Origin of the sequence: Eubacterium pyruvativorans, from assembly GCF_900102225.1 — a bacterium.
Taxonomy (GTDB): Bacteria; Bacillota; Clostridia; order Peptostreptococcales; family Anaerovoracaceae; genus Aminicella; species Aminicella pyruvativorans.
On sequence record NZ_FNBF01000010.1, the window covers coordinates 1 to 19,616 of the forward strand.

16 protein-coding genes and 1 tRNA gene are annotated in these 19,616 nt (G+C 56.6%); 2 read left to right on the plus strand and 15 right to left on the minus strand.

Annotated elements, in window-relative coordinates; all coding sequences use genetic code 11:
* The 11 genes from BLQ24_RS04985 to BLQ24_RS05035 form a co-directional block, all read right to left on the minus strand.
* Nucleotides 1–371: GTP-binding protein (locus BLQ24_RS04985; RefSeq protein WP_176755863.1), on the minus strand; the 371-nt coding region annotated here is incomplete at its 3' end.
* Between the two features lie 44 nt (nucleotides 372–415).
* A tRNA-Thr gene (locus tag BLQ24_RS04990) sits at nucleotides 416–492 on the minus strand.
* Between the two features lie 131 nt (nucleotides 493–623).
* Entirely contained in the window at nucleotides 624–1,574 is a 951-nt protein-coding gene (gene rlmB, locus BLQ24_RS04995) for a 23S rRNA (guanosine(2251)-2'-O)-methyltransferase RlmB (RefSeq protein ID WP_090163307.1), read from the minus strand.
* The gene (locus BLQ24_RS05000) at nucleotides 1,549–2,049 is read right to left on the minus strand and encodes a dihydrofolate reductase (protein ID WP_090163309.1); all 501 of its coding nucleotides are present in this window, start codon (nucleotides 2,047–2,049) and stop codon (nucleotides 1,549–1,551) included. The genes rlmB and BLQ24_RS05000 overlap by 26 nt, the downstream gene beginning before the upstream one ends.
* 60 nt (nucleotides 2,050–2,109) lie before the next feature.
* Complete coding sequence (gene thyA, locus BLQ24_RS05005) at nucleotides 2,110–2,940, minus strand: thymidylate synthase (RefSeq protein WP_090163311.1); 831 nt, start codon at nucleotides 2,938–2,940, stop codon at nucleotides 2,110–2,112.
* Nucleotides 2,933–3,358: a Mini-ribonuclease 3 gene (locus tag BLQ24_RS05010; RefSeq protein WP_090470865.1), complete on the minus strand. Its 426-nt coding sequence runs from the start codon at nucleotides 3,356–3,358 to the stop codon at nucleotides 2,933–2,935. The genes thyA and BLQ24_RS05010 overlap by 8 nt, the downstream gene beginning before the upstream one ends.
* 52 nt (nucleotides 3,359–3,410) lie before the next feature.
* The gene (gene cysS / locus BLQ24_RS05015; protein ID WP_090163315.1) at nucleotides 3,411–4,814 is read right to left on the minus strand and encodes a cysteine--tRNA ligase; all 1,404 of its coding nucleotides are present in this window, start codon (nucleotides 4,812–4,814) and stop codon (nucleotides 3,411–3,413) included.
* A 35-nt stretch (nucleotides 4,815–4,849) separates the two neighbouring features.
* The gene (locus tag BLQ24_RS05020) at nucleotides 4,850–5,326 is read right to left on the minus strand and encodes a peptidylprolyl isomerase (RefSeq protein WP_090163317.1); all 477 of its coding nucleotides are present in this window, start codon (nucleotides 5,324–5,326) and stop codon (nucleotides 4,850–4,852) included.
* Nucleotides 5,327–5,425: 99 nt separating this feature from the next.
* On the minus strand, nucleotides 5,426–7,186 hold the full coding sequence (locus BLQ24_RS05025) for a proline--tRNA ligase (RefSeq protein WP_090163319.1): 1,761 nt from the start codon (nucleotides 7,184–7,186) through the stop codon (nucleotides 5,426–5,428).
* A 21-nt stretch (nucleotides 7,187–7,207) separates the two neighbouring features.
* Nucleotides 7,208–8,416: a 2-C-methyl-D-erythritol 2,4-cyclodiphosphate synthase gene (gene ispF / locus BLQ24_RS05030; protein WP_090163321.1), complete on the minus strand. Its 1,209-nt coding sequence runs from the start codon at nucleotides 8,414–8,416 to the stop codon at nucleotides 7,208–7,210.
* A gap of 48 nt (nucleotides 8,417–8,464) precedes the next feature.
* The gene (locus BLQ24_RS05035; protein ID WP_090163323.1) at nucleotides 8,465–9,580 is read right to left on the minus strand and encodes a PIN/TRAM domain-containing protein; all 1,116 of its coding nucleotides are present in this window, start codon (nucleotides 9,578–9,580) and stop codon (nucleotides 8,465–8,467) included.
* Nucleotides 9,581–9,873: 293 nt separating this feature from the next.
* On the opposite strand from BLQ24_RS05035, the gene BLQ24_RS05040 reads away from it, so the two are divergent.
* Nucleotides 9,874–10,551 (plus strand): response regulator transcription factor, encoded by a 678-nt coding sequence (locus tag BLQ24_RS05040; RefSeq protein WP_090163325.1) that lies wholly within the window; start codon nucleotides 9,874–9,876, stop codon nucleotides 10,549–10,551.
* 96 nt (nucleotides 10,552–10,647) lie between these two features.
* A complete protein-coding gene (locus tag BLQ24_RS05045; protein ID WP_163439629.1) occupies nucleotides 10,648–12,237 on the plus strand; it encodes a sensor histidine kinase in 1,590 nt (529 codons plus the stop codon).
* Nucleotides 12,238–12,441: 204 nt separating this feature from the next.
* On the opposite strand, the gene BLQ24_RS05050 is transcribed toward BLQ24_RS05045, so the two are convergent.
* The 4 genes from BLQ24_RS05050 to asnS all read right to left on the minus strand — a co-directional run bounded on the left by BLQ24_RS05050 (nucleotide 12,442) and on the right by asnS (nucleotide 19,516).
* A complete protein-coding gene (locus BLQ24_RS05050; RefSeq protein ID WP_090163330.1) occupies nucleotides 12,442–14,070 on the minus strand; it encodes a CTP synthase in 1,629 nt (542 codons plus the stop codon).
* Nucleotides 14,071–14,213: 143 nt separating this feature from the next.
* On the minus strand, nucleotides 14,214–15,602 hold the full coding sequence (gene radA, locus BLQ24_RS05055) for a DNA repair protein RadA (protein WP_090163334.1): 1,389 nt from the start codon (nucleotides 15,600–15,602) through the stop codon (nucleotides 14,214–14,216).
* Between the two features lie 191 nt (nucleotides 15,603–15,793).
* Complete coding sequence (locus tag BLQ24_RS05060; protein ID WP_090163335.1) at nucleotides 15,794–17,755, minus strand: elongation factor G; 1,962 nt, start codon at nucleotides 17,753–17,755, stop codon at nucleotides 15,794–15,796.
* A 366-nt stretch (nucleotides 17,756–18,121) separates the two neighbouring features.
* A complete protein-coding gene (gene asnS, locus BLQ24_RS05065) occupies nucleotides 18,122–19,516 on the minus strand; it encodes an asparagine--tRNA ligase (RefSeq protein WP_090163401.1) in 1,395 nt (464 codons plus the stop codon).
* Nucleotides 19,517–19,616: the final 100 nt, after the last annotated feature.

A 19,616-nucleotide genomic window follows, 5' to 3' on the forward strand; every position in this document is an offset into this window, starting at 1 on the left:
GCCAGCAGGATGTGCTCTCTCGTCTGCGGCATCGGTCCGTCTGTTGCAGCAACAACCAGGATTGCACCGTCCATCTGCGCAGCACCGGTGATCATGTTCTTAACGTAGTCAGCGTGCCCCGGGCAGTCTACGTGTGCGTAGTGTCTGTTCGGTGTTTCATACTCTACGTGAGCGGAGGAAATGGTGATACCTCTTTCCTTCTCTTCCGGAGCCTTATCGATCTGATCGAATGCTACGTCAGCACCCAGTCCGTATCTCTCGTGCAGAACTGTAGTGATAGCAGCAGTCAGTGTTGTCTTACCGTGGTCAACGTGGCCGATTGTACCGATGTTGATATGCGGTTTCGTTCTTTCAAATTTCTGCTTAGCCATTTCGAATTTCTCCTTATTAAAATATACTCACCAAACAAAAAAATTGGAGCTGTTGAGCGGGCTCGAACCGCCGAACCTCTTCCTTACCAAGGAAGTGCTCTACCTGCTGAGCTACAACAGCCCGACGTACTGACGTACTGGCGTACTCCCGTCGTACAATAAGCATATACTACTACACTTTCTCAATGCTGTCAACGAATTCCTGAAGTTTGACGGGGACGGTTTTTTTTACGCCCCGCCAAACTTCCCGGATTACCGGGCGTCCCGCTGCCGCCGGATCTCGTACAGCAGAATCGCCGCCGCATTGCTGGCGTTCAGTGAGTTGATCTTCCCTCTCATGGGGATGGACACAATGCCGTCACACTTCTCCCGTACCAGCCGGCTGACGCCGGCGCCTTCCGCCCCCACAACGATAGCCGCCGGGCCGGTCAGGGACTGCTCTGTGTACAGAGCACCGTCCATGTCGCAGGCGTAAACCCAGATCCCCTGTTCCTTCAGCTTCTCCAGAGTCATGGCGATATTCGTGACCCGGATCACCGGCATATACTCGATCGCTCCGGCGGAAGACTTTGCCACTGTTTCAGTGAGCCCTGCCGCTCTCCGTTTCGGAATAATCACGCCGTGGGCACCGGCACACTCCGCCGTCCGCATGATCGCCCCCAGGTTGTGGGGATCTTCAATGCCGTCCAGCACAACCAGGAGCGGGTCTTCCCCCCGGTCCGCCGCCGTCTTCAGCACATCCTCCAGCTCCGCATAGCTGTGGGCAGACACAACCGCCGCTGCGCCCTGATGGGCTCCGCCGGCCGCAAGACGGTCCAGCGCCGCTTTCTCCGTCTCCTCCACCACAATACCCCGGTCCTTCGCCATCCGTGCGATCATACCCAGCGATCCGCCGCCGCCCTTCTGGAGAATAATCTTTTCCATGCTGCGGCCGCTCTTCAGTGCCTCGGTCACCGGATTCCTGCCGATCAGAAGATCGGAACGTTCCGCCCGGTCCTCCTGCTGTTTTCTGAACCCCTTGGGCTCCCAAGCCTCCCGGGACTGTGCAGAGCTCCGGCCCTGGCGCACCCGGCCACTTCTCCCGTTTCCCGGGTTCTTTCCCCCGCTCCTCCGGCTGCTCCGGTTACTTGCACCGCTCCGGCTGCCTGCGCCGGTTCTTCCCCCGCCGCTTCGCCGGTTACTGTTCTTTCCTGACTCTCTCATACTTGTAGAAACGGTATGCTACACCGTTTTCCTCCTTTTCCTCACTCATCCATGTCACGGCGAACCGGCTGTCCGCATCCAGGTCCACGAAATGCCGATCCGCATCGAAGGATTTCCTGATTTTCGTGATATAGCAGGTGTCCACATAGGGAAGCAGTTCCCGGTAGACCCGGGCGCCGCCGATCACGAAGACGCTGCTGCTGTCGAATGCCTCCAGCCTGTGGAAAAGTTCCTCGTGGGAATGGACGATCTCACACCGCTCTGCGGTGAAATCCGGTCTGGTGGTCAGCACGATGTTCACGCGCTTCGCAAGTCCTCGTTTCTTCGGCAGACTTTCCAGTGTCGCCCGCCCCATGACCACCACATTTCCCCGGGTCTTCTCCTTGAAAAATTCCATGTCCCCCGGGAGACGCACCAGAAGATCCCCGTCTTTGCCGATCCCCCAGTTTTCGTCTGCCGCCAGAATCAGATTCATTGTTTCCTCCTGACCGGGCTCCGTTCCCGGGCCCTTAACGTTCTGTCGGTCCCGGCGAAATCAGACCGCCACCGGGATATTCTTCACCTGGGGACCGTGCTGATAGTCCTCCAGAATCACATCGTCCGGCGTGAAATCGTAGAAATCCTTCACCTCCGGGTTGAGCCGGAATTTCGGCGCCGGATACTGAGGCCGCCGAATCAGTTCCCGGATGATGTCCACGTGCCGGTCGTAGATATGGGCATCGGCGATGACATGCACCAGTTCTCCCGGTCTGAACCCGGTGACCTGGGCCATCATGTAAACCAGCACCGCATACTGCACCACGTTCCAGTTATTCGCCGCCAGAATATCCTGGGAGCGCTGGTTCAGAATGGCATTCAGCCGGTCCCCCGTCACATTGAATGTGACGCTGTATGCACAGGGCTCCAGCCCCATCTCAGCCAGGTCCCGGAAATTGTAGATGTTCGTCAGAATCCGGCGGGAATATGGCTGATTCTTCAGCTGCCAGATCACGTTATCCACCTGATCCATTTCCCCCTGCGGGAACCGGTACTTCACCCCCATCTGGTAGCCGTATGCCTTCCCGATGGAACCGTTCTCATCCGCCCAGGCATCCCAGATATGCGCATTCAGGTCCCGGATATTGTTGGACTTCCGCTGCCAGATCCAGAGCATCTCCTCCACTGCCGTCTTCACCGCCGTGCGGCGCAGCGTCAGCGCCGGAAACTCTTCGGAGAGATCATAGCGGTTGACGACGCCGAAATTCTTGATGGTATATGCCGGCGTGCCGTCTTCCCAGTGAGGCCGGACCTTCTGTCCTTCTGTGGAAAAACCGTGGTCCAGAATGTCCTCACACATTGTGACGAACAACTGATCTGCCTTACTCATGCTGCTCCTTTCCGGCCCCGTCCCGGGCCTCCCGGGTGATGCGCATCGCTTCTGCGCACACCGCTTCTGTCCGTTCCCGGTCCCCTTTCAGATAGAGCCAGCCGATCAGGGCCTCCAGCCCCGTCGCCAGCTTATACTCGTAGTATCCGGATCCCCGGGCGTGGGAGGTGTTCGTGCGGTTGCGGGCCCGCTTCAGCAGCGCCCGTTCTTCCTCCGTCAGGAAGTCCCCCGCCAGAAATTGCTTCGCTGCCCGGGCCTGCGCCTCTGCACGGACGAACGAAACGGCTTCCCGGTTCATCTCCTGCGCGTGCACCAGGCCCATGTCCACCACGAATTTTCGTATATAAACTTCATAGACGGCATCCCCCATATAGGCGAGTGCCGTCGTGTCTGCCGATTTCGGATCTAATGTTTTCATTCTGCTCCTGCACATTCCGGGCAGGGGCGCCCTGCGCCCCCAGGTCCGGAAACTAATCCCGGATGATCTGTACACCCTGAGGCGTATCCTTCAGTGTGATTCCCATGGCCTTCAGCTGGTCACGGATCTCATCCGCCCGGGCGAAGTTCTTCGCCTTCCGGGCTTCCTGCCGCTCATCCACCAGTTTCTGCACCGCCGGGTCAACGGCGTCATCCGCCGGCTGATCCTGCAGCAGTCCCATAATGCCGGTGAGCTCTGTCAGCGGCTTCAGCGCCGCCTCTGCGAAGGCCTTCGTTGCACCGTTCTCCACCGCCTTGTTAATGGCACTGACCAGTTCGAAAATTGCCGTCAGGGCATCCGCCGTATTCAGGTCGTCGTCCATGACGTCGCAGAACTTCTGACGGTACCGGTCCAGATCCGCCAGTTCCCGTTCCTCTTCCGCCGTCAGAGCACCGCCTACGCCGCTCTTCGCAAGATAAACCAGGTTGTCCCGGCAGTTTCTCATTCTGTCCAGACTGCGCTCCGCTTGCTGCATCAGGTCGTCACTGAAATCCACCGGATTCCGGTACTGGCCGGACAGCAGGAAGAACCGGATGCTCTCTCCGTCATACTTCTTCCGGATATCCCGGACGGTGAAGAAGTTCCCCTTCGACTTGGACATCTTCTCCTTGTTCAGGGTGATGTAGGCGTTGTGCATCCAGTAGTGGGCGAACGGCACACCGTTGCAGCATTCGGACTGGGCGATCTCATTCTCGTGATGCGGAAACTGGAGATCCTGGCCCCCTGCGTGAATGTCGATGGTATCCCCCAGGTGCTTCTTCGCCATGGCCGAGCACTCGATGTGCCAGCCCGGACGGCCCATGCCCCACGGGGATTCCCAGGCGATCTCGCTCTCTTCCTTCCGGGCTTTCCAGAGTGCGAAATCCAGCGGATCCTTCTTCACTTCCCCCACTGCAATGCGGGCACCGGATTCCAGGTCATCAATGTTCTGACCGGACAGTTCGCCGTACTCCGGGAACTTGCGGGTGGAGAAATAGACATCTCCGTCCGCTTCATAAGCGTAGCCCTTGTCAATCAGGGTCTGTACGAAATCGATGATCTCCCGGATATGCTCTGAAACCCGGGGATGCACATCCGCATCGGTCACATTCAGCGCATGGGCATCGTCGAAATACTCCCGGATGTATTTCTCCGCCACTTCCATGGCCGTAGAATTTTCTTCCTTGGCTTTCCGGATGATCTTGTCATCCACGTCCGTGAAATTCTGTACGTATTTCACCTGATATCCCCGGTAGATGAGGTATTTCCGCATGGTGTCGAAGACAACAATCGGCCGTGCATTTCCGATATGGAAATAGTTATAGACCGTCGGTCCGCAGACATACATCCGGATCTTTCCCTCTTCAATCGGGACCAGCTCTTCTTTCTTTCTCGTCAGTGTGTTATAAATCTTCATCGGTATCAGTCCTTTTCGCTATGAATCAGGTTCGGTTACTCAACAACGACCGTCTTCATCACCACCGGCTCCAGCGGCTTGTCAGACCAGTCTCTCGGCTGCTCCACAATTTCCTGCGCCACTTCCAGGCCCTCCGTGATCTTCCCGAAGGCCGCATACTGTCCGTCCAGATGCGATGCATCCGCCACCATGATGAAGAACTGAGAACCGGCGGAATTCGGATCCATCGTCCGCGCCATGGACAGTACCCCTTCCGTGTGCTTCAGATCGTTCCGGAATCCGTTGGCGCTGAACTCCCCCCGGATGGTCCAGCCCGGACCGCCGGTGCCCGTGCCGTTCGGATCGCCGCCCTGGATCATGAATCCCGGGATAACCCGGTGGAATGTCAGCCCGTCATAGAAGCCGGACTTCGCCAGTTTCTCGAAATTCGCCACGGTTTCCGGTGCAATATCCTCATACAGCTCGCCCTTCATGACGCCGCCGTTCTCCATCGTGATCGTTACTTTCTTCATGCCACGTTCCTTTCATTCTAATCGATCAAAAAAACCGAACCGGAAACACCGGCGCCCGCCTGCCGGCGGACGCCGATGTCTCCTTCCGTCATTTACTTCCTACCGCCCGGCGAAGAAGCAGCGGCCGTCCTTCTCTGCGTTCACCAGAGAAACCGCCTTCTCAATCGCCTCTTCCACCGTGATTTCCTGTACTTCGTCTTCCCGTCTGAGCTTGTATTCCACCAGACCTTCACCGGCCTTCTTTCCCACCGTGATCCGGATCGGGTATCCGCACAGGTCCGCATCGTTGAACTTCACGCCGACCCGCTCGTCCCGGTCATCCAGCAGCACTTCCACGCCTGCCTTCTCCAGCGCATCGTGGAGTTTCTCCGCCGTTTTCTTCTGCTCTTCGTCCTTCGGCTTCACCAGCACGATGATGCAGTGATACGGTGCAACGGACATCGGCCAGACGATTCCGTTTTCGTCATGATACTTCTCTACAACCGCCGCCAGGGTTCTGGTGACACCGATACCGTAGCAGCCCATGACCAGCGGATGGGTTTCCTGATTCTCGTCTGCGAATACTGCCCCCATGGATTCCGAGTACTTGGTGCCCAGCTTGAAAATCTGGCCCACTTCAATACCCTTCGTAGCCGTGAGCGGCTTCCCGCATACCGGGCAGCGGTCTCCCGCCTGCGCCGTCTTGATATCCGTGACGATATCTCCTTCGTAATCTCTGCCATAGTTGACATTGATGTAGTGGCAGTCCTTCTCGCAGGCACCGGCGCACATGTTCTTCATGCCTACCAGTTCGGAGTCCACGATGATCTTGCAGTCATGCAGATGCATCGGTCCCGTGAAGCCGCCCACAGCGCCGGTGACCGGTCCCATCTTCGATTCATCTGCGAATTCCAGACAGAACTCCGGAATATCCAGTGCATTCACGATCTTGATCATGTTGACTTCTCTGTCGCCTCTGACGAACGCCGCCACATAACCGTTCACTTCCAGTGTCTCCTCATTCAGCGTCTGGAAGAGGAGCGCTTTGATCGACTGTTTTTTGTCTAATCCCAGGAAGTCACAAACCGCCTCGATGGTCTTCGTCCCCGGCGTTTCCTTCTTCTCCAGCGGAAGCATCGCCACATCGTCCTGGGCAGGATCGTCCACCCCCGGCGTCTTCTCGTCCGTTGCAGCATAACCGCAGGCCGGGCAGCGCAGGATGTCGCTCTCGCCCACTTCAGAGAATGCCGTGAACTCGTGGGAGTTGTTGCCGCCGATGGCGCCCGTGTCCGCCTCTACCGGGGCAAAATCCAGGCCCATGCGGGTGAAGACATTCGTGTAAGCATCGTACATGTCGTCATAGCTCTTATCCAGCCCTTCCCGGTCTGCATCGAAGGAATAGGCGTCCTTCATGATGAACTCCCGGGAACGCAGCAGTCCGAAACGCGGACGGTCCTCGTCTCTGTACTTCATCTGGATCTGATACAGGTTGGCCGGCAGCTGCTTATAAGAAGTGATGTCCGCCCGGGCGATGGCCGTGAAGGTCTCCTCGTGGGTCGGTCCCAGACAGAAGTCTCTGCCGTGTCTGTCCTGGATGCGCCAGAGTTCCGGTCCGTATTCATACCACCGGCCGGTTTCCTGCCAGAGCTCTGCCGGCATGATGGCCGGCATGTGGATCTCCTGGGCACCCTTCACATCCATTTCTTCCCGGACGATTTCCTCGATCTTCCGGACCGCTCTCCATCCCTGCTGCATGAAGATGTACAGGCCGGAGGCCTCCCGCCGGATCAGACCGGCCCTGAGCATCAGCTTGTGACTCGGGATCACCGCCTCTGCCGGATCGTCACGGAACGTCTTGAAGTACATTTTCGATAATCTCATCTTAGTTTCCTCATTTCTTCATCATCGGATGATGCAGACCGCCTCCGCGGCTATACCCTCACCGCGTCCTTCAAATCCCAGTTTCTCTGTCGTGGTGGCTTTCACACTGACCGCCCCTTCCGGTGCGCCCAGCGCCGCCGCAATATTCCGCCGCATGGCCGGAATATATTCCGCCAGTTTCGGCTGCTGACAGATCACGGTACAATCTGCATTTCCCAGTTCATAACCTTCCCTGTGAATCAGAGATGCCACTTCCTCCAGAAGCTTCCCGCTGGAGATGCCGGCGTAGGCCGGATCGCTGTCCGGAAAGAGGTGACCGATGTCACCCAGACACGCTGCGCCCAGAATCGCATCCATCAGCGCATGGAGCAGAACATCTGCATCCGAGTGCCCCAGGAGACCCCTTTCGTACGGAATTTCCACGCCGCCCAGAATGAGTTTCCGGTCCGGCACAAGCCTGTGCACATCATAACCTGTTCCGATTCGCACCATACGCCTCAGATCCTCCGGCACCGTGATCTTCACATTTCCGCTGCTGCCTTCCACCAGCTCCGGCAGAATGCCGATCCGCTCTGCCAGCCCGGCGTCGTCTGTGCCGAGGAACCCGTCCTCGGCGGCTTTTCGCTGGGCGCGGCAGATCACGTCAAATGTGAATCCCTGGGGTGTCTGTATTTCAAACAGTCTGCTTCTGTCTAAAGTGCCCTCTGTGATATCTCTCATGGTATACCGGGCCGGTACAGCGGCCGTAGCCGCACCTGACCGCAGTACCCCATCGGCGACCCGCATGACCAGGTCCCGGCCGATGTAAGGCCGGACGCCGTCATGGATCAGCACGATGTCCTCGTCCCGGGCTCCCTGGGCTGACAAAAAGCGAAGGGATGCACGGACGGAATCCTGACGCTCCCCGCCACCTGGGATCACATGGATCCGGTGTGAGGAGCCGGTGGGTTCAGGTACCACCCCCGGTACTGTCTCCGCCGGGGCAGGCGCCGGACCGGAACCCGGTGCGGCGTCCGGCCTGCCGAACAATGCCCGGTACGCCGGAAGTGCCTCTTCCGGCGCCGTCACCACGATACCGTCCACCTCCGGGATGTCCCGGAAGACCTGAACGGTGTTTTCCAGGATGGTCCTGTTATTCAGTTTCAGGAGCTGCTTCGGAACCGAAGCGCCCATCCGGCGTCCGATCCCGCCTGCAGCGATCACGACCCAGAAATGCCTCGATGCATACATGGTTCCATCCTGTCCGGCAGCGGGCACTTTCGTTCCCGCCGCCTGTACTTACACGTGAATTCTTCCGAAAATCATCCGGCCGGCAGATGTCTGCAGCACGCTGGTCACAGTGATTTCCGTTTCCCGGCCGATCATCTTCCTGCCGTCCTCCACGACGATCATCGTGCCGTCGCTCAGATATCCGATGGCCTGGGACGGGTCCTTTCCCTGCTTCACAAGACGCAGAGACATCTTCTCCCCCGGCAGCACCACCGGCTTCAGGCAGTTGGCCAGTTCATTGATATTCAGCACACGGACACCGTTGATGCCCGCCACCTTGTTCAGATTATAATCATTGGTTACAACTTTCCCGTTCATGATCTGGGCCAGCTTCAGCAGCTTCACATCCACTTCCGGGACTTCTTTCAGGGATTTTTCCTTGTCTGTATTATAGATATCCACCCCGTAATCATCCCGGATCTGATTCAGTATATCCAGACCGTGCCGGCCTCTGGCCCGCTTCAGTTCATCCGCGGAATCGGCAATGTGGCGCAGTTCCACCAGAACGAACTCCGGTATGACGATCGGTCCTTCCAGAAATCCGGTTCCCATGATATCGGCGATCCGTCCGTCGATGATCACGCTGGTATCCAGGATTTTCGGAATCTGTCCGCTCTTCTTCGCCGCCTTCACTGCCTTCGTCTGCTCTGCGGCAGGCCGGCGGAACGCCATGAGACTCTGAACGATGTCGCCGCCCTTCTTCATGCCCACCACGGCGCCGATATACCCCAGCACCAGATAGGCCAGCACGGTGACCAGAGACTGAATATAAATGTTCGGAATGACCTGGAACATCTGCTTCAGCAGCGTGGCGATGAGAAGGCCCAGAATCAGTCCCACTGCCGTGGATACGATGGACCCGGTGGAAATATTCTGCAAATCCTTTCCGATATTGTTCGCAACGACGGAACTTCTGTGTTCGATATACGGTGATGCCTTGAAGAATATAAGTCCGAATAAAAGTGCGATGATAACGCAGATCCAGTCCTGGGCGGACTCCGAAAGGCTGCTTTCCAGCCATACCGGGTTCACATGCAGGATGATGAAGAATAAAAGTTTTCCAAGGCTGTAACCGATCAGAAGCCCTGCCACTGTCAGTGCCCCTCTGGTTAGTTTCCTGATCATGCTTTCTCCCTCCTTTCCCCCATTCGCACCGGCCCCGCCGATGGCTTGCGGCAAGTCGGGAATACCCTGATATGCAGGACGATTCACCTGTTTTACCGTTAAATTTTAGTATAAACTCCGATCTCCTATCAGTCAAGAATACAGAATACCCGGTTGCCCTTCCCCGGGGATCTTCCCCGGGCGGCCGGATTCCCCGGTTATTTTTTGTCAAGGCAGCTCTTTCTGAACAGACCGGTTTATGATAGAATGGAATGATAAAGAAGCAGGAAACCGAAGGGAGTGTAGGAGTATATATGTATCAACTTCTCGTTGTGGATGACGAAGCGAAGATCCGTGAAGTCATCCGGGAATATGCAGAATTCGACGGCTACGAAGTGACCGAGGCGGAGGACGGCATGACCGCCATCGGTCTGGTGAAGCTGAACGATTACGATCTGATCATTTTGGACATTATGATGCCGAAGCTGGACGGCTTCTCCACCTGTAAGGAAATCCGGAAACTGAAGGACATTCCGATCATCATGCTGTCGGCCAGAGGCGAGGAATATGACAAGCTGTTCGGATTCGAGCTGGGCATCGACGACTATATCGTGAAGCCGTTCAGCCCGAAGGAACTCATGGCCCGGGTGAACGCCGTGCTGACCCGCCGGAATTCCGGGGGAAAGGCGAATTCCGATGTTATGAAGTTCAAGGGGCTGGAGATCAACATTCCGGCCCGCACCGTCACCGTGGACGGCAAGCGCATCGACCTGACACCGAAGGAATATGAGCTTCTGTTCTATCTGATCGAGAACCGGGACATTGCACTTTCCCGGGACAAGCTGCTCTCTGATATCTGGGGATACGACTTTTTCGGGGACGACCGGACCATCGACACCCATATCAAGAACCTGCGAAATGCGCTGGGCCCATACCGGGACTTCATCGTCACGCTCCGGGGCGTCGGCTACAAGTTCGAGACCCACGAATAAGATCCCTGCACAGGGCGCCGCACCGGCTGATCACTGCCAGTGCGGTATTTTTTTCAGATGACCGCAGTCCCTGCGGCCCTGGGAGGTCATTCAGATATGAAAAAAAAATTCGACCGGCACAGTATCAGCACCCGCCTGTGGGCCTGCTTCATTCTGTTCGCCGCACTCCTGCTGGCCATGATCTGGGTTCTGCAGATTTTCTTCGTCAACAACTACTACGAAAAAATGAAGATGAAGGAAACCGCCCGTCTGGCCAACCGGATCACCGAGAAATACCAGAACAGCGGATATTCACTGGACAAGCTGGACGATATCATCACTGATATTTCCAATGATTATGATATGTCCGTCTACATCCGGAACGGGGATGATCTTCCCGTCACCAATTCCGACGGCAATGTGGTGGGACGCGCTGCGACGCTGTGGGACACCCGCACCCAGCAGGAACTGCTCATTCTGCATCAGCAGCTTCTCACCAGTCATTTCAATTCTATCAACCGGCTGGTGATTCACCGGGATGATACGAAAACCCTGGAATATGCCTGCTACTTAAAGAACCGGGGAGCCGGCCGGCCGGGAACCGGAAGTGCCGGCGGCGCCGGCGGCACTTCCCGGGATCGGATCAATGGGGACGATGTGTACATCATGTACATCATTTCCCCGCTCTATCCGGTAAACTCCACCATCGCCATCCTGCGGCACCAGCTTATCTACATCACAATCATTGCGATTCTTCTGGCGGTGCTGATGGGTGCCATGCTTTCCCGCCGGGTCAGCCAGCCGATCCGGGACATTACGGAAGCGGCTGCGGAAATGGGCAAAGGTAATTACAACGTGAAATTCCGGGGCGGCCACTACTCCGAAGTTGACGAACTGGCAGAGACGCTGACCATGGCCTCCAGTGAAATGGAGAAAACCGGCCAGTACCAGCAGGACCTGATCGCCAACGTGTCCCATGACCTGAAAACTCCGCTGACCATGATCAAGTCTTACGCCGAAATGATCCGGGATCTGTCCGGCGACAACCCGGAGAAGCGGAACAAGCATCTTTCCGTCATCATCGATGAGAGCGACCGGCTGAACACACTGGTGAACGACATGCTGACCCTGTCCCGCATGCAGTCAAAGCGCATGGTGCTGATCAACGTGCCGTTCGACATGAACCGGCTGGTGTCCTCCGTTCTGGAGCATTACGAAATCCTGGAGGAACAGGAAGGATATCATATCGAAGTCTCCATGCCGAAGACCCCTCTCTTCGTGAACGGCGACGAAGCGAAAATCAAACAGGTCATCAACAACCTCATGACCAATGCCGTGAAATACTGCGGGGAAGACAAGGTGATCAAGGTCACCGTGAAACGCCAGAACCGGAAAGCCTATGTCAGCGTGGAGGACCACGGCATGGGAATTGCACCGGAAGAACTGCCTCATGTCTGGGACAAGTATTACAAGTCCAGCACCCACCATGTCCGGCCGACGGAGGGCACGGGGCTGGGACTCTCCATCGTCAAGGAAATCCTGAACATGCACCGGGCGGACTTCGATGTAAAAAGCACGGTGGGCAAGGGCAGCACATTCTGGTTCGCCCTGCCACTCATGAAAAACCCGCCGAAACCGATGATCCCCGGCACTGCTCCTTCGTCCCGGAGCAGTAGAAAATTCGTCCGTGCGTCCGCAAAAAAATAATTCCCCGACGCCCGGAGCAATTAGCGTCCGGGGGTGCGGAATCGGGAAAACGGCGATTCCGCACTTTTCATCAATATTCAATCACGATTTATATCCAATCCTCCTGCCTGACGTCCATACAAACAGGGGCCGGTGCGCAAACGATTGCAACGTTCGTGCACCGGCCCCCTTCCGTTCATATTCCCGGTAAGACCGACGTTCTATTTACTTCGTCCGGCTTGCAATGGCGCCCACGAATCCGCGGAACAGCGGATGCGGACGATTCGGCCGGGACTTGAATTCCGGATGTGCCTGGGTCGCACAGAAGAACGGATGGTTCTCCAGTTCGATCATCTCCACGATGCGGCCGTCCGGAGACATGCCCGCCAGCTTCATGCCATTGGCCTGCAGTTCGTCACGGTAAGCATTGTTCACCTCATATCTGTGACGGTGCCGCTCTGTCGTCTTTGCGGTGCCGTACAGTTCCGCCACCTTCGTTCCCGGGGTCAGAACGCACGGATAGGATCCCAGACGGAGGGTTCCGCCGATGTCCGTGACGCCTTCCTGATCCGGCATCAGGTGAATCACCGGATGTTCGGTATCCGGATCCACTTCCACGGTATTCGCATCCGCATATCCCAGCACGTCTCTGGCGAACTCCACGATCGCCATCTGCATGCCCAGGCAGATGCCCAGGAACGGCACATTATTTTCTCTGGCGTACTTCACCGCTGCGATCTTTCCGGCCAGGCCTCGGGTGCCGAAACCGCCCGGCACCAGAACGCCGCCGCAGTTCTTCAGACGTTCCGCCGCATTATATCCGCTGATATCTTCCGAATCAACCCAGTCGATATTCACCTTAACATGGTTGTAGGCGCCGGCAGCACTCAAGGCTTCCACCACAGACAGGTAGGCGTCGTGCAGCTCCACATACTTGCCCACCAGGGCTACCGTCACTTCCTTCTCCGGGTGCTTCCAGTCATACAGCATCTGCTTCCAGTCCGCCAGATCCGGATCCGGACACGGAATCTGCAGGCACTTGCAGGCTACCTGGGCCAGATGCTCCTCTTCCAGGGCCATCGGAACTTCGTAAAGCACATCCAGATCTTCGTTCTCGATGACATTTTCCTTCGGCACGTTGCAGAACAGTGCAATCTTGTTCCGGATGCTCTCCGTCATCGGGTGCTCCATGCGGCAGACGATGACGTCCGGCTGAATGCCCAGACCCTGCAGATCCTTCACGGATGCCTGGGTCGGCTTCGTCTTCAGTTCTCTGGAGCATGCCAGATACGGCACCAGCGTAACATGGATCAGCATGGAATTGCCATAGCCGATTTCCGCCCGGAACTGACGGATCGCTTCCAGATACGGCTGGGATTCAATGTCTCCCACCGTTCCGCCCACCTCGATGATCGCAATTTCGGTGTCCAGGCCCGGTCCGTCATAATCATCCGTCACATCCTTCTGACGGTAGAAACGGGACTTGATCTCATTCGTGATGTGTGGAATAACCTGTACGGTGCCGCCGCCGTAATCTCCCCGGCGTTCCTTGTTCAGAACAGACCAGTATACCTTACCGGTAGTGACGTTGGAGTTCTTCGTCAGCGACTCGTCAATAAAACGCTCATAGTGGCCCAGGTCCAGGTCGGTCTCCGCACCGTCATCCGTGACATAGACCTCACCATGCTGTACCGGGTTCATGGTGCCCGGGTCGATATTGATATACGGATCGAACTTCTGCATCGTCACCTTATATCCCCGCGCTTTCAGGAGCCGTCCCAGTGATGCGGCCGTGATGCCCTTTCCCAGTCCGGAAACAACGCCTCCGGTTACGAAAATGTACTTGACTGCCATAGTGATTCCTTTCTGTTCGGATGTCCCGAATATGATCTGAAATACGCAAAAAATCTGTCCGATTCCTGCCGGGCAGATGAATTCCCTGCACTTAACTTAAACATTATAATGAGGAAATCCGGGTGGGTCAATGCTTTTCCGCCTTATTCCCGATACGCTGAAAGCGCATCCCGGATGTTGCGGGCCCCCGCCACCGTGCAGTGGCCGGGCAGCTTCACATTTTTCATGCTCTCCGCATTTTTTGCCGGCATGATCACCTTCCGGTACCCCAGTTTCGCCGCTTCCGATGCAATTTTTTCGGCACTGCGCACGGAACGGAGATCGCCGGTCAGGCCCACTTCGCCGATACACACCGTACGAACCGGGGGAACAATTCCTTCCAGGGAAGAACACACCGCAATGGCTGCCGCCAGATCCACCGAGGTACTGTCCGGCCGGAGTCCGCCCACAATATTCACGAAAACGTCCTCATTCATGAGCCGGACCCCCAGCCGCTTCTCCAGCACAGCAATGATCATACTGAGCCGCTGATGGTCCATGCCCACGGCGGTACGCCGCGGAAATCCCCCGTTGGAGTGGGCGGTCAGCGCCTGAATCTCCAGCAGCACCGACCGGCTCCCCTCGTAGAGCCCGCCGATCACAGCGCCCTCCGTCATCTCCTCTGTGTTCTCCAGGAACCGGCCGGAGAGATCGGAAATCTCCCGAAGGCCTTCCGGCTCCATGGAAAATGCGCCGATTTCCGACGTGGTGCCGAACCGGTTCTTGTAAGCCCGGAGGATCCGGATCTCATGATCCCTTTCCCCGGTGAAATTCAATACGGTATCCACCAGGTGTTCTACAATTTTCGGGCCGGCTAACTCACCGCTTTTTGTCACATGGGCCACAATAAACACCGGGATACTGTCGGTCTTTCCCAACTTCATCAGCAGGTTGCCGCAGGAGCGGACCTGGGAAACACTGCCCGGGGCCGACTCCAGTGTATCGGTGTACATGGTCTGGATCGAGTCAATGATCAGGAATGCCGGATGCATGGTTTCACACACGGCGGCGATATTTTCCATATTCGTCTCCGCCATGACAAACAGCGTGTCCGGCACTTCCCGGCAGATGCGGTCCGCCCGCATCTTGATCTGCTCTTCCGACTCCTCGCCGGACACATACAGAACGTTTTTCCCCCCGGCAGCGATGTTCGCCGCTGTCTGCAGGATCAGGGTGGACTTTCCGATTCCCGGTTCACCGGAAATCAGGGTCAGCGACCCCCGTACCAGTCCGCCCCCCAGCACCAGATCCAGTTCCCCGATCCCGGTGCCGATCCGCTCCCGGTCCGCGGAACCCACCCGGTTCAGCCGGCTCGGCCGGCCCCCGCCGCCGGAGGAGGAAATCCTTCTGCGGGTATCCGAATCCGAGGTGTCCGGGATCCTCTCCTCCACCATCGTTCCGAAGGCGCCGCATACACTGCACCGGCCGATCCATTTCGGACTTTCGGATCCGCATTCCTGACACACCCAGACCGTTTTCGGTTTCTTAGCCATGATTCTCCTTCCTGCGCCGGACATTCGCCCGCCATTTCCACACAATTCCCTCTCCGCAGAAAAAAAACACATGACGGCAGCATCTCCCGGGGCTCCCCGGAGACGCTGCCGTCCACGCAATTCCTGCGCTCTGACGCAATTCGCATTCACTGCTTATCTGCTGTCTTTTCTGTTTCTACGCTGCTTCTTCTCTACTTCTTCGCTTCTTCCGCCTCATGCTCTGCGATGATCTTGTCCGCCAGATTCTTCGGCACTTCGCCGTAGTCCTCGAATCTCATGGTGAACCGGCCTCTGCCCTGGGTCATCGCCCTGAGTCCCAGCGCATAGTCGAAGAGTTCCGCCTGCGGCGCCACCGCAATCAGTTTCTGGTCCCCGTTCTCCTGCGGTTCCATGCCCAGGATACGGCCCCGGCGCTTCGTCATATCTCCCATGATATCACCGGTGTAGGAATTCGGGGCAAAAATCTCCATGTACATGATCGGTTCCAGGAGGCAAGGATTCGCTTCCTTGATTCCTTTCTTAAATGCCAGCGATGCGGCAATCTTGAAGGAAACCTCGTTGGAGTCCACTTCATGATAGGAGCCGTCGTACAGAACCGCCTTCACGCCCTGGACTCTGCAACCCGCCAGCGGACCATGGTCCAGACATTCCCGCAGCCCCTTCTCCACCGCCGGGATGAAGTTCTTCGGAATTGCTCCGCCGAAGATATCCTCTTCAAATTCGAAATCTTCCTTGGACGGGGAGAACCGGATGTGAACATCACCGTACTGGCCGGCGCCGCCCGACTGCTTCTTGTGTTTGCCCTGTACATCCGAAGTACCCTTGATCGTTTCTCTGTAAGCGATCTTCTGCGGCACCACGTTGACTTCCACACCGAACCGGTCCTTCAGCTTCGCCAGGATAATGTTCAGCTGCATATCTCCCTGGCCGCCCAGAAGGGACTGGTGTGTCTCGTCATTTCTCGTCACAACGAAGGAAGGGTCCTCCTCCATCAGCCGCTTCAGGCAGGTTCCCATCTTCTCCTCGTCGTTCTTGTCCTTCGGCTCGATGGCAATGAAATAGCACGGCTCCGGGAAATCCAGCGGCTGGTACCAGACCACATCTGACTTATCACAGAGTGTGTCGCCGGAACGGGTATCCTGCAGTTTCGCCACCGCAACGATATCGCCCGCCTCCGCATAATTCAGTTCCAGCTGGTTCTTCCCTCTCAGGAAGAACAGCTTGCCCAGCTTCTCGTTCTTCTCGGTGCGCGGGTTGAACACTTCTGTATTGGAATTGATCTTCCCGGTGACCACCTGCATGATGGAGATCTTCCCCACGAACGGGTCGATGATGGTCTTGAAGACAAAGGCGGACATCGGGGCGTCCGTTACAGCCAGCTTCTCCACCGGTTCGTTCTTCCCGTTGAATGCCTGATACGGTCCATGCTGCAGCGGTGTCGGCACATATGTAATCAGCAGATCCAAAAGGCCCTCGATTCCCTCGCTCAGCTTAAATGCGGACGAGCATACCGGAACGATGACACCTTCCGAAATGCCCTTCACCATGCCCCGGCGGATCTCATCATCGGTGAATTCTTCCCCTTCGAAGTACTTCTCCATGAGTTCATCATCCGAGCTGGCGATGGCTTCCTTCAGGTCATCGTCAATCTCCGCACTCAGCGGCCAGCTCAGCGGCACCAGTGCGGCGCCGAAGGTCTCCTTCAGTTCGTCGAAGGTCTTATAAAAATCAAACTCATCCTTATCCCGCTTATTGATTACAATGAAGCGCGGGGTGTGATACCGCTCGCAGATCTTCCAGGCCTGCTCGGTTCCCACCTGAATGCCCGCACCTGCGTCGATCATAATCACCGCAGAATCGGCAGCTCTGAGCGCTGCATTCACTTCTCCCACGAAATCAGGATATCCCGGTGTGTCAATGAAGTTAATCTTGTTATCCTTCCATTCGATCGGAACGATGGATGTATTGATGGAAAATCCCTTCTCCACCTCCATCTTGTCATAGTCGGAAACAGTATTTCCACTCTCCACCTTGCCGAGTTTCTTCGTCACACCGGTTGCCAGTAATGCGGATTCCAGGAAGGTTGTCTTCCCGCATCCGCCATGTCCAAGTAACGCAACGTTTCTGATATTCTCGCTTGTATATCCCTTCATCTGTGGTCCTCCTGTAACTGTATTTAGAGGACGCCGGACATGACCGGCGCCCAATGAAACGAGGTGATACGGATGTCTTCCGGATGGCTGAGTTTCATAATTCTGACTATTTAATGTGGCCGGGCTCTCCGTAACAACTCGATTATACCAAAAAACCGGGCCTTGGGCAACGGTTTTCCAAATGTTCAGTCAGTCCGCAGGCGCCGGGCAGCTGAAGGGCTTCCGGGCGGCTTGCGCCCGCCGGGCGCATACTGAAAAAGGGACCGCATTCCCGGATTTTCATTCTCCGGGATGGGGTCCCTCTTTCCGGCAGGGCTGGTTCTGCCCCGCTGTCCGGCGCACCTTATCTGTGCGGTGTCCGGCGTATTAGAACTCGGCGTTCTTCGGTGTTCTCGGGAACGGAAGAACGTCCCGGATGTTGCCCATGCCGGTTGCATACATGATCATGCGCTCGAAGCCCAGTCCGAAACCGGAGTGGGTTACGCCGCCGTACTTACGCAGCTCCAGGTACCACCAGTAATCCGCTTCATCCATGCCCAGTTCCCGGATCCGCTCCTTCAGCACGTCGTACCGTTCTTCTCTCTGGCTGCCGCCGATGATCTCGCCGATTCCCGGTACCAGCATGTCGCAGGCCGCCACGGTCTTGCCGTCTTCGTTCGCTCTCATGTAGAAGGCCTTGATTTCTTTCGGATAATCGGTGACGAAAATCGGTTTTTTGAAGATCTGCTCCGTGAGATACCGTTCGTGTTCCGTCGCCAGATCCACGCCCCAGTACACCGGGTACTGGAAGTCTGCACCGCTTTTCTCCAGAAGTTCTACCGCCTCTGTGTAGGTGACCCGCTGGAAATCGGAGTTCACCACATGGTGGAGACGATCCAGAAGCCCCTTGTCGATGAACTTGTTGAAGAACTCCATTTCCTCCGGTGCCTTCTCCATGACATAGTTCAGAATGTACTTCACCATGTCTTCGGCCACATCCATCATGTCGTTGAGATCAGCGAAGGCCATTTCCGGTTCGATCATCCAGAATTCAGAGGCATGGCGGGTGGTGTTGGAATCCTCCGCCCGGAAAGTCGGTCCGAAGGTATAAATATTCCGGAACGCATGGGCGAAGATTTCACCTTCCAGCTGACCGCTGACGGTGAGGTTCGCTTTCTTCCCGAAGAAATCCCGGCTGTAATCCACCGCACCGTCCTCGGTGCGCGGCGGATTATCCAGATCCAGAGTGGTAACCTGGAACATTTCGCCGGCTCCTTCTGCATCGCTGGCGGTGATCAGCGGAGTGTGAACGTAGACGAAATTTCTTTCCTGGAAGAACTGATGGATGGCGTACGCCACCAGAGAGCGGACGCGGAATACCGCCTGGAACGTGTTGCTCCGCGGACGGAGATGGGCGATTTCCCGGAGGAATTCCATGCTGTGCCGCTTATTCTGCAGCGGATAATCCGGGTCCGACGGCCCCTCCACAACGATTTCCTTTGCATGGACTTCGAAAGGCTGCTTCGCCTCCGGTGTCAGAACCAGGGTGCCCGTGACACGGACGGCGGAGGACAGAGCCAGCCCCGCAATCTCCCCGTAATTATCAATGGCATCCGCTTCATAAACTACCTGTACCGGTTTGAAAAAAGATCCGTCATTCAGCGCAATGAAGCCGAACTTGTTGGAACTGCGGTTCTGTCTGACCCAGCCACGCACGGTGATTTCACGATCCGCATATTTCTCAGGCTCCTGATGGATGGCTCTGAGTTCGATATCCTTGATTTCCATCTTTCGATTCCCCTTGTGTATTACTGATGCTCCGCCTGACGCGGTTTACTAAACTAAAATAGTATATCACAGGAAACCGGATTCCGTAAAGTAT

What these genes read in the sequence shown, in the direction of transcription:
- rlmB (WP_090163307.1), bottom strand. Translation starts at nt 1,574, where the DNA reads ATGAGAGAGTCAGGAAAGAACAGTAACCGGCGAAGCGGCGGGGGAAGA.
- BLQ24_RS05000 (WP_090163309.1), bottom strand. Translation starts at nt 2,049, where the DNA reads ATGAATCTGATTCTGGCGGCAGACGAAAACTGGGGGATCGGCAAAGAC.
- thyA (WP_090163311.1), bottom strand. Translation starts at nt 2,940, where the DNA reads ATGAGTAAGGCAGATCAGTTGTTCGTCACAATGTGTGAGGACATTCTG.
- BLQ24_RS05010 (WP_090470865.1), bottom strand. Translation starts at nt 3,358, where the DNA reads ATGAAAACATTAGATCCGAAATCGGCAGACACGACGGCACTCGCCTAT.
- cysS (WP_090163315.1), bottom strand. Translation starts at nt 4,814, where the DNA reads ATGAAGATTTATAACACACTGACGAGAAAGAAAGAAGAGCTGGTCCCG.
- BLQ24_RS05020 (WP_090163317.1), bottom strand. Translation starts at nt 5,326, where the DNA reads ATGAAGAAAGTAACGATCACGATGGAGAACGGCGGCGTCATGAAGGGC.
- BLQ24_RS05025 (WP_090163319.1), bottom strand. Translation starts at nt 7,186, where the DNA reads ATGAGATTATCGAAAATGTACTTCAAGACGTTCCGTGACGATCCGGCA.
- ispF (WP_090163321.1), bottom strand. Translation starts at nt 8,416, where the DNA reads ATGTATGCATCGAGGCATTTCTGGGTCGTGATCGCTGCAGGCGGGATC.
- BLQ24_RS05035 (WP_090163323.1), bottom strand. Translation starts at nt 9,580, where the DNA reads ATGATCAGGAAACTAACCAGAGGGGCACTGACAGTGGCAGGGCTTCTG.
- BLQ24_RS05040 (WP_090163325.1), top strand. Translation starts at nt 9,874, where the DNA reads ATGTATCAACTTCTCGTTGTGGATGACGAAGCGAAGATCCGTGAAGTC.
- BLQ24_RS05045 (WP_163439629.1), top strand. Translation starts at nt 10,648, where the DNA reads ATGAAAAAAAAATTCGACCGGCACAGTATCAGCACCCGCCTGTGGGCC.
- BLQ24_RS05050 (WP_090163330.1), bottom strand. Translation starts at nt 14,070, where the DNA reads ATGGCAGTCAAGTACATTTTCGTAACCGGAGGCGTTGTTTCCGGACTG.
- radA (WP_090163334.1), bottom strand. Translation starts at nt 15,602, where the DNA reads ATGGCTAAGAAACCGAAAACGGTCTGGGTGTGTCAGGAATGCGGATCC.
- BLQ24_RS05060 (WP_090163335.1), bottom strand. Translation starts at nt 17,755, where the DNA reads ATGAAGGGATATACAAGCGAGAATATCAGAAACGTTGCGTTACTTGGA.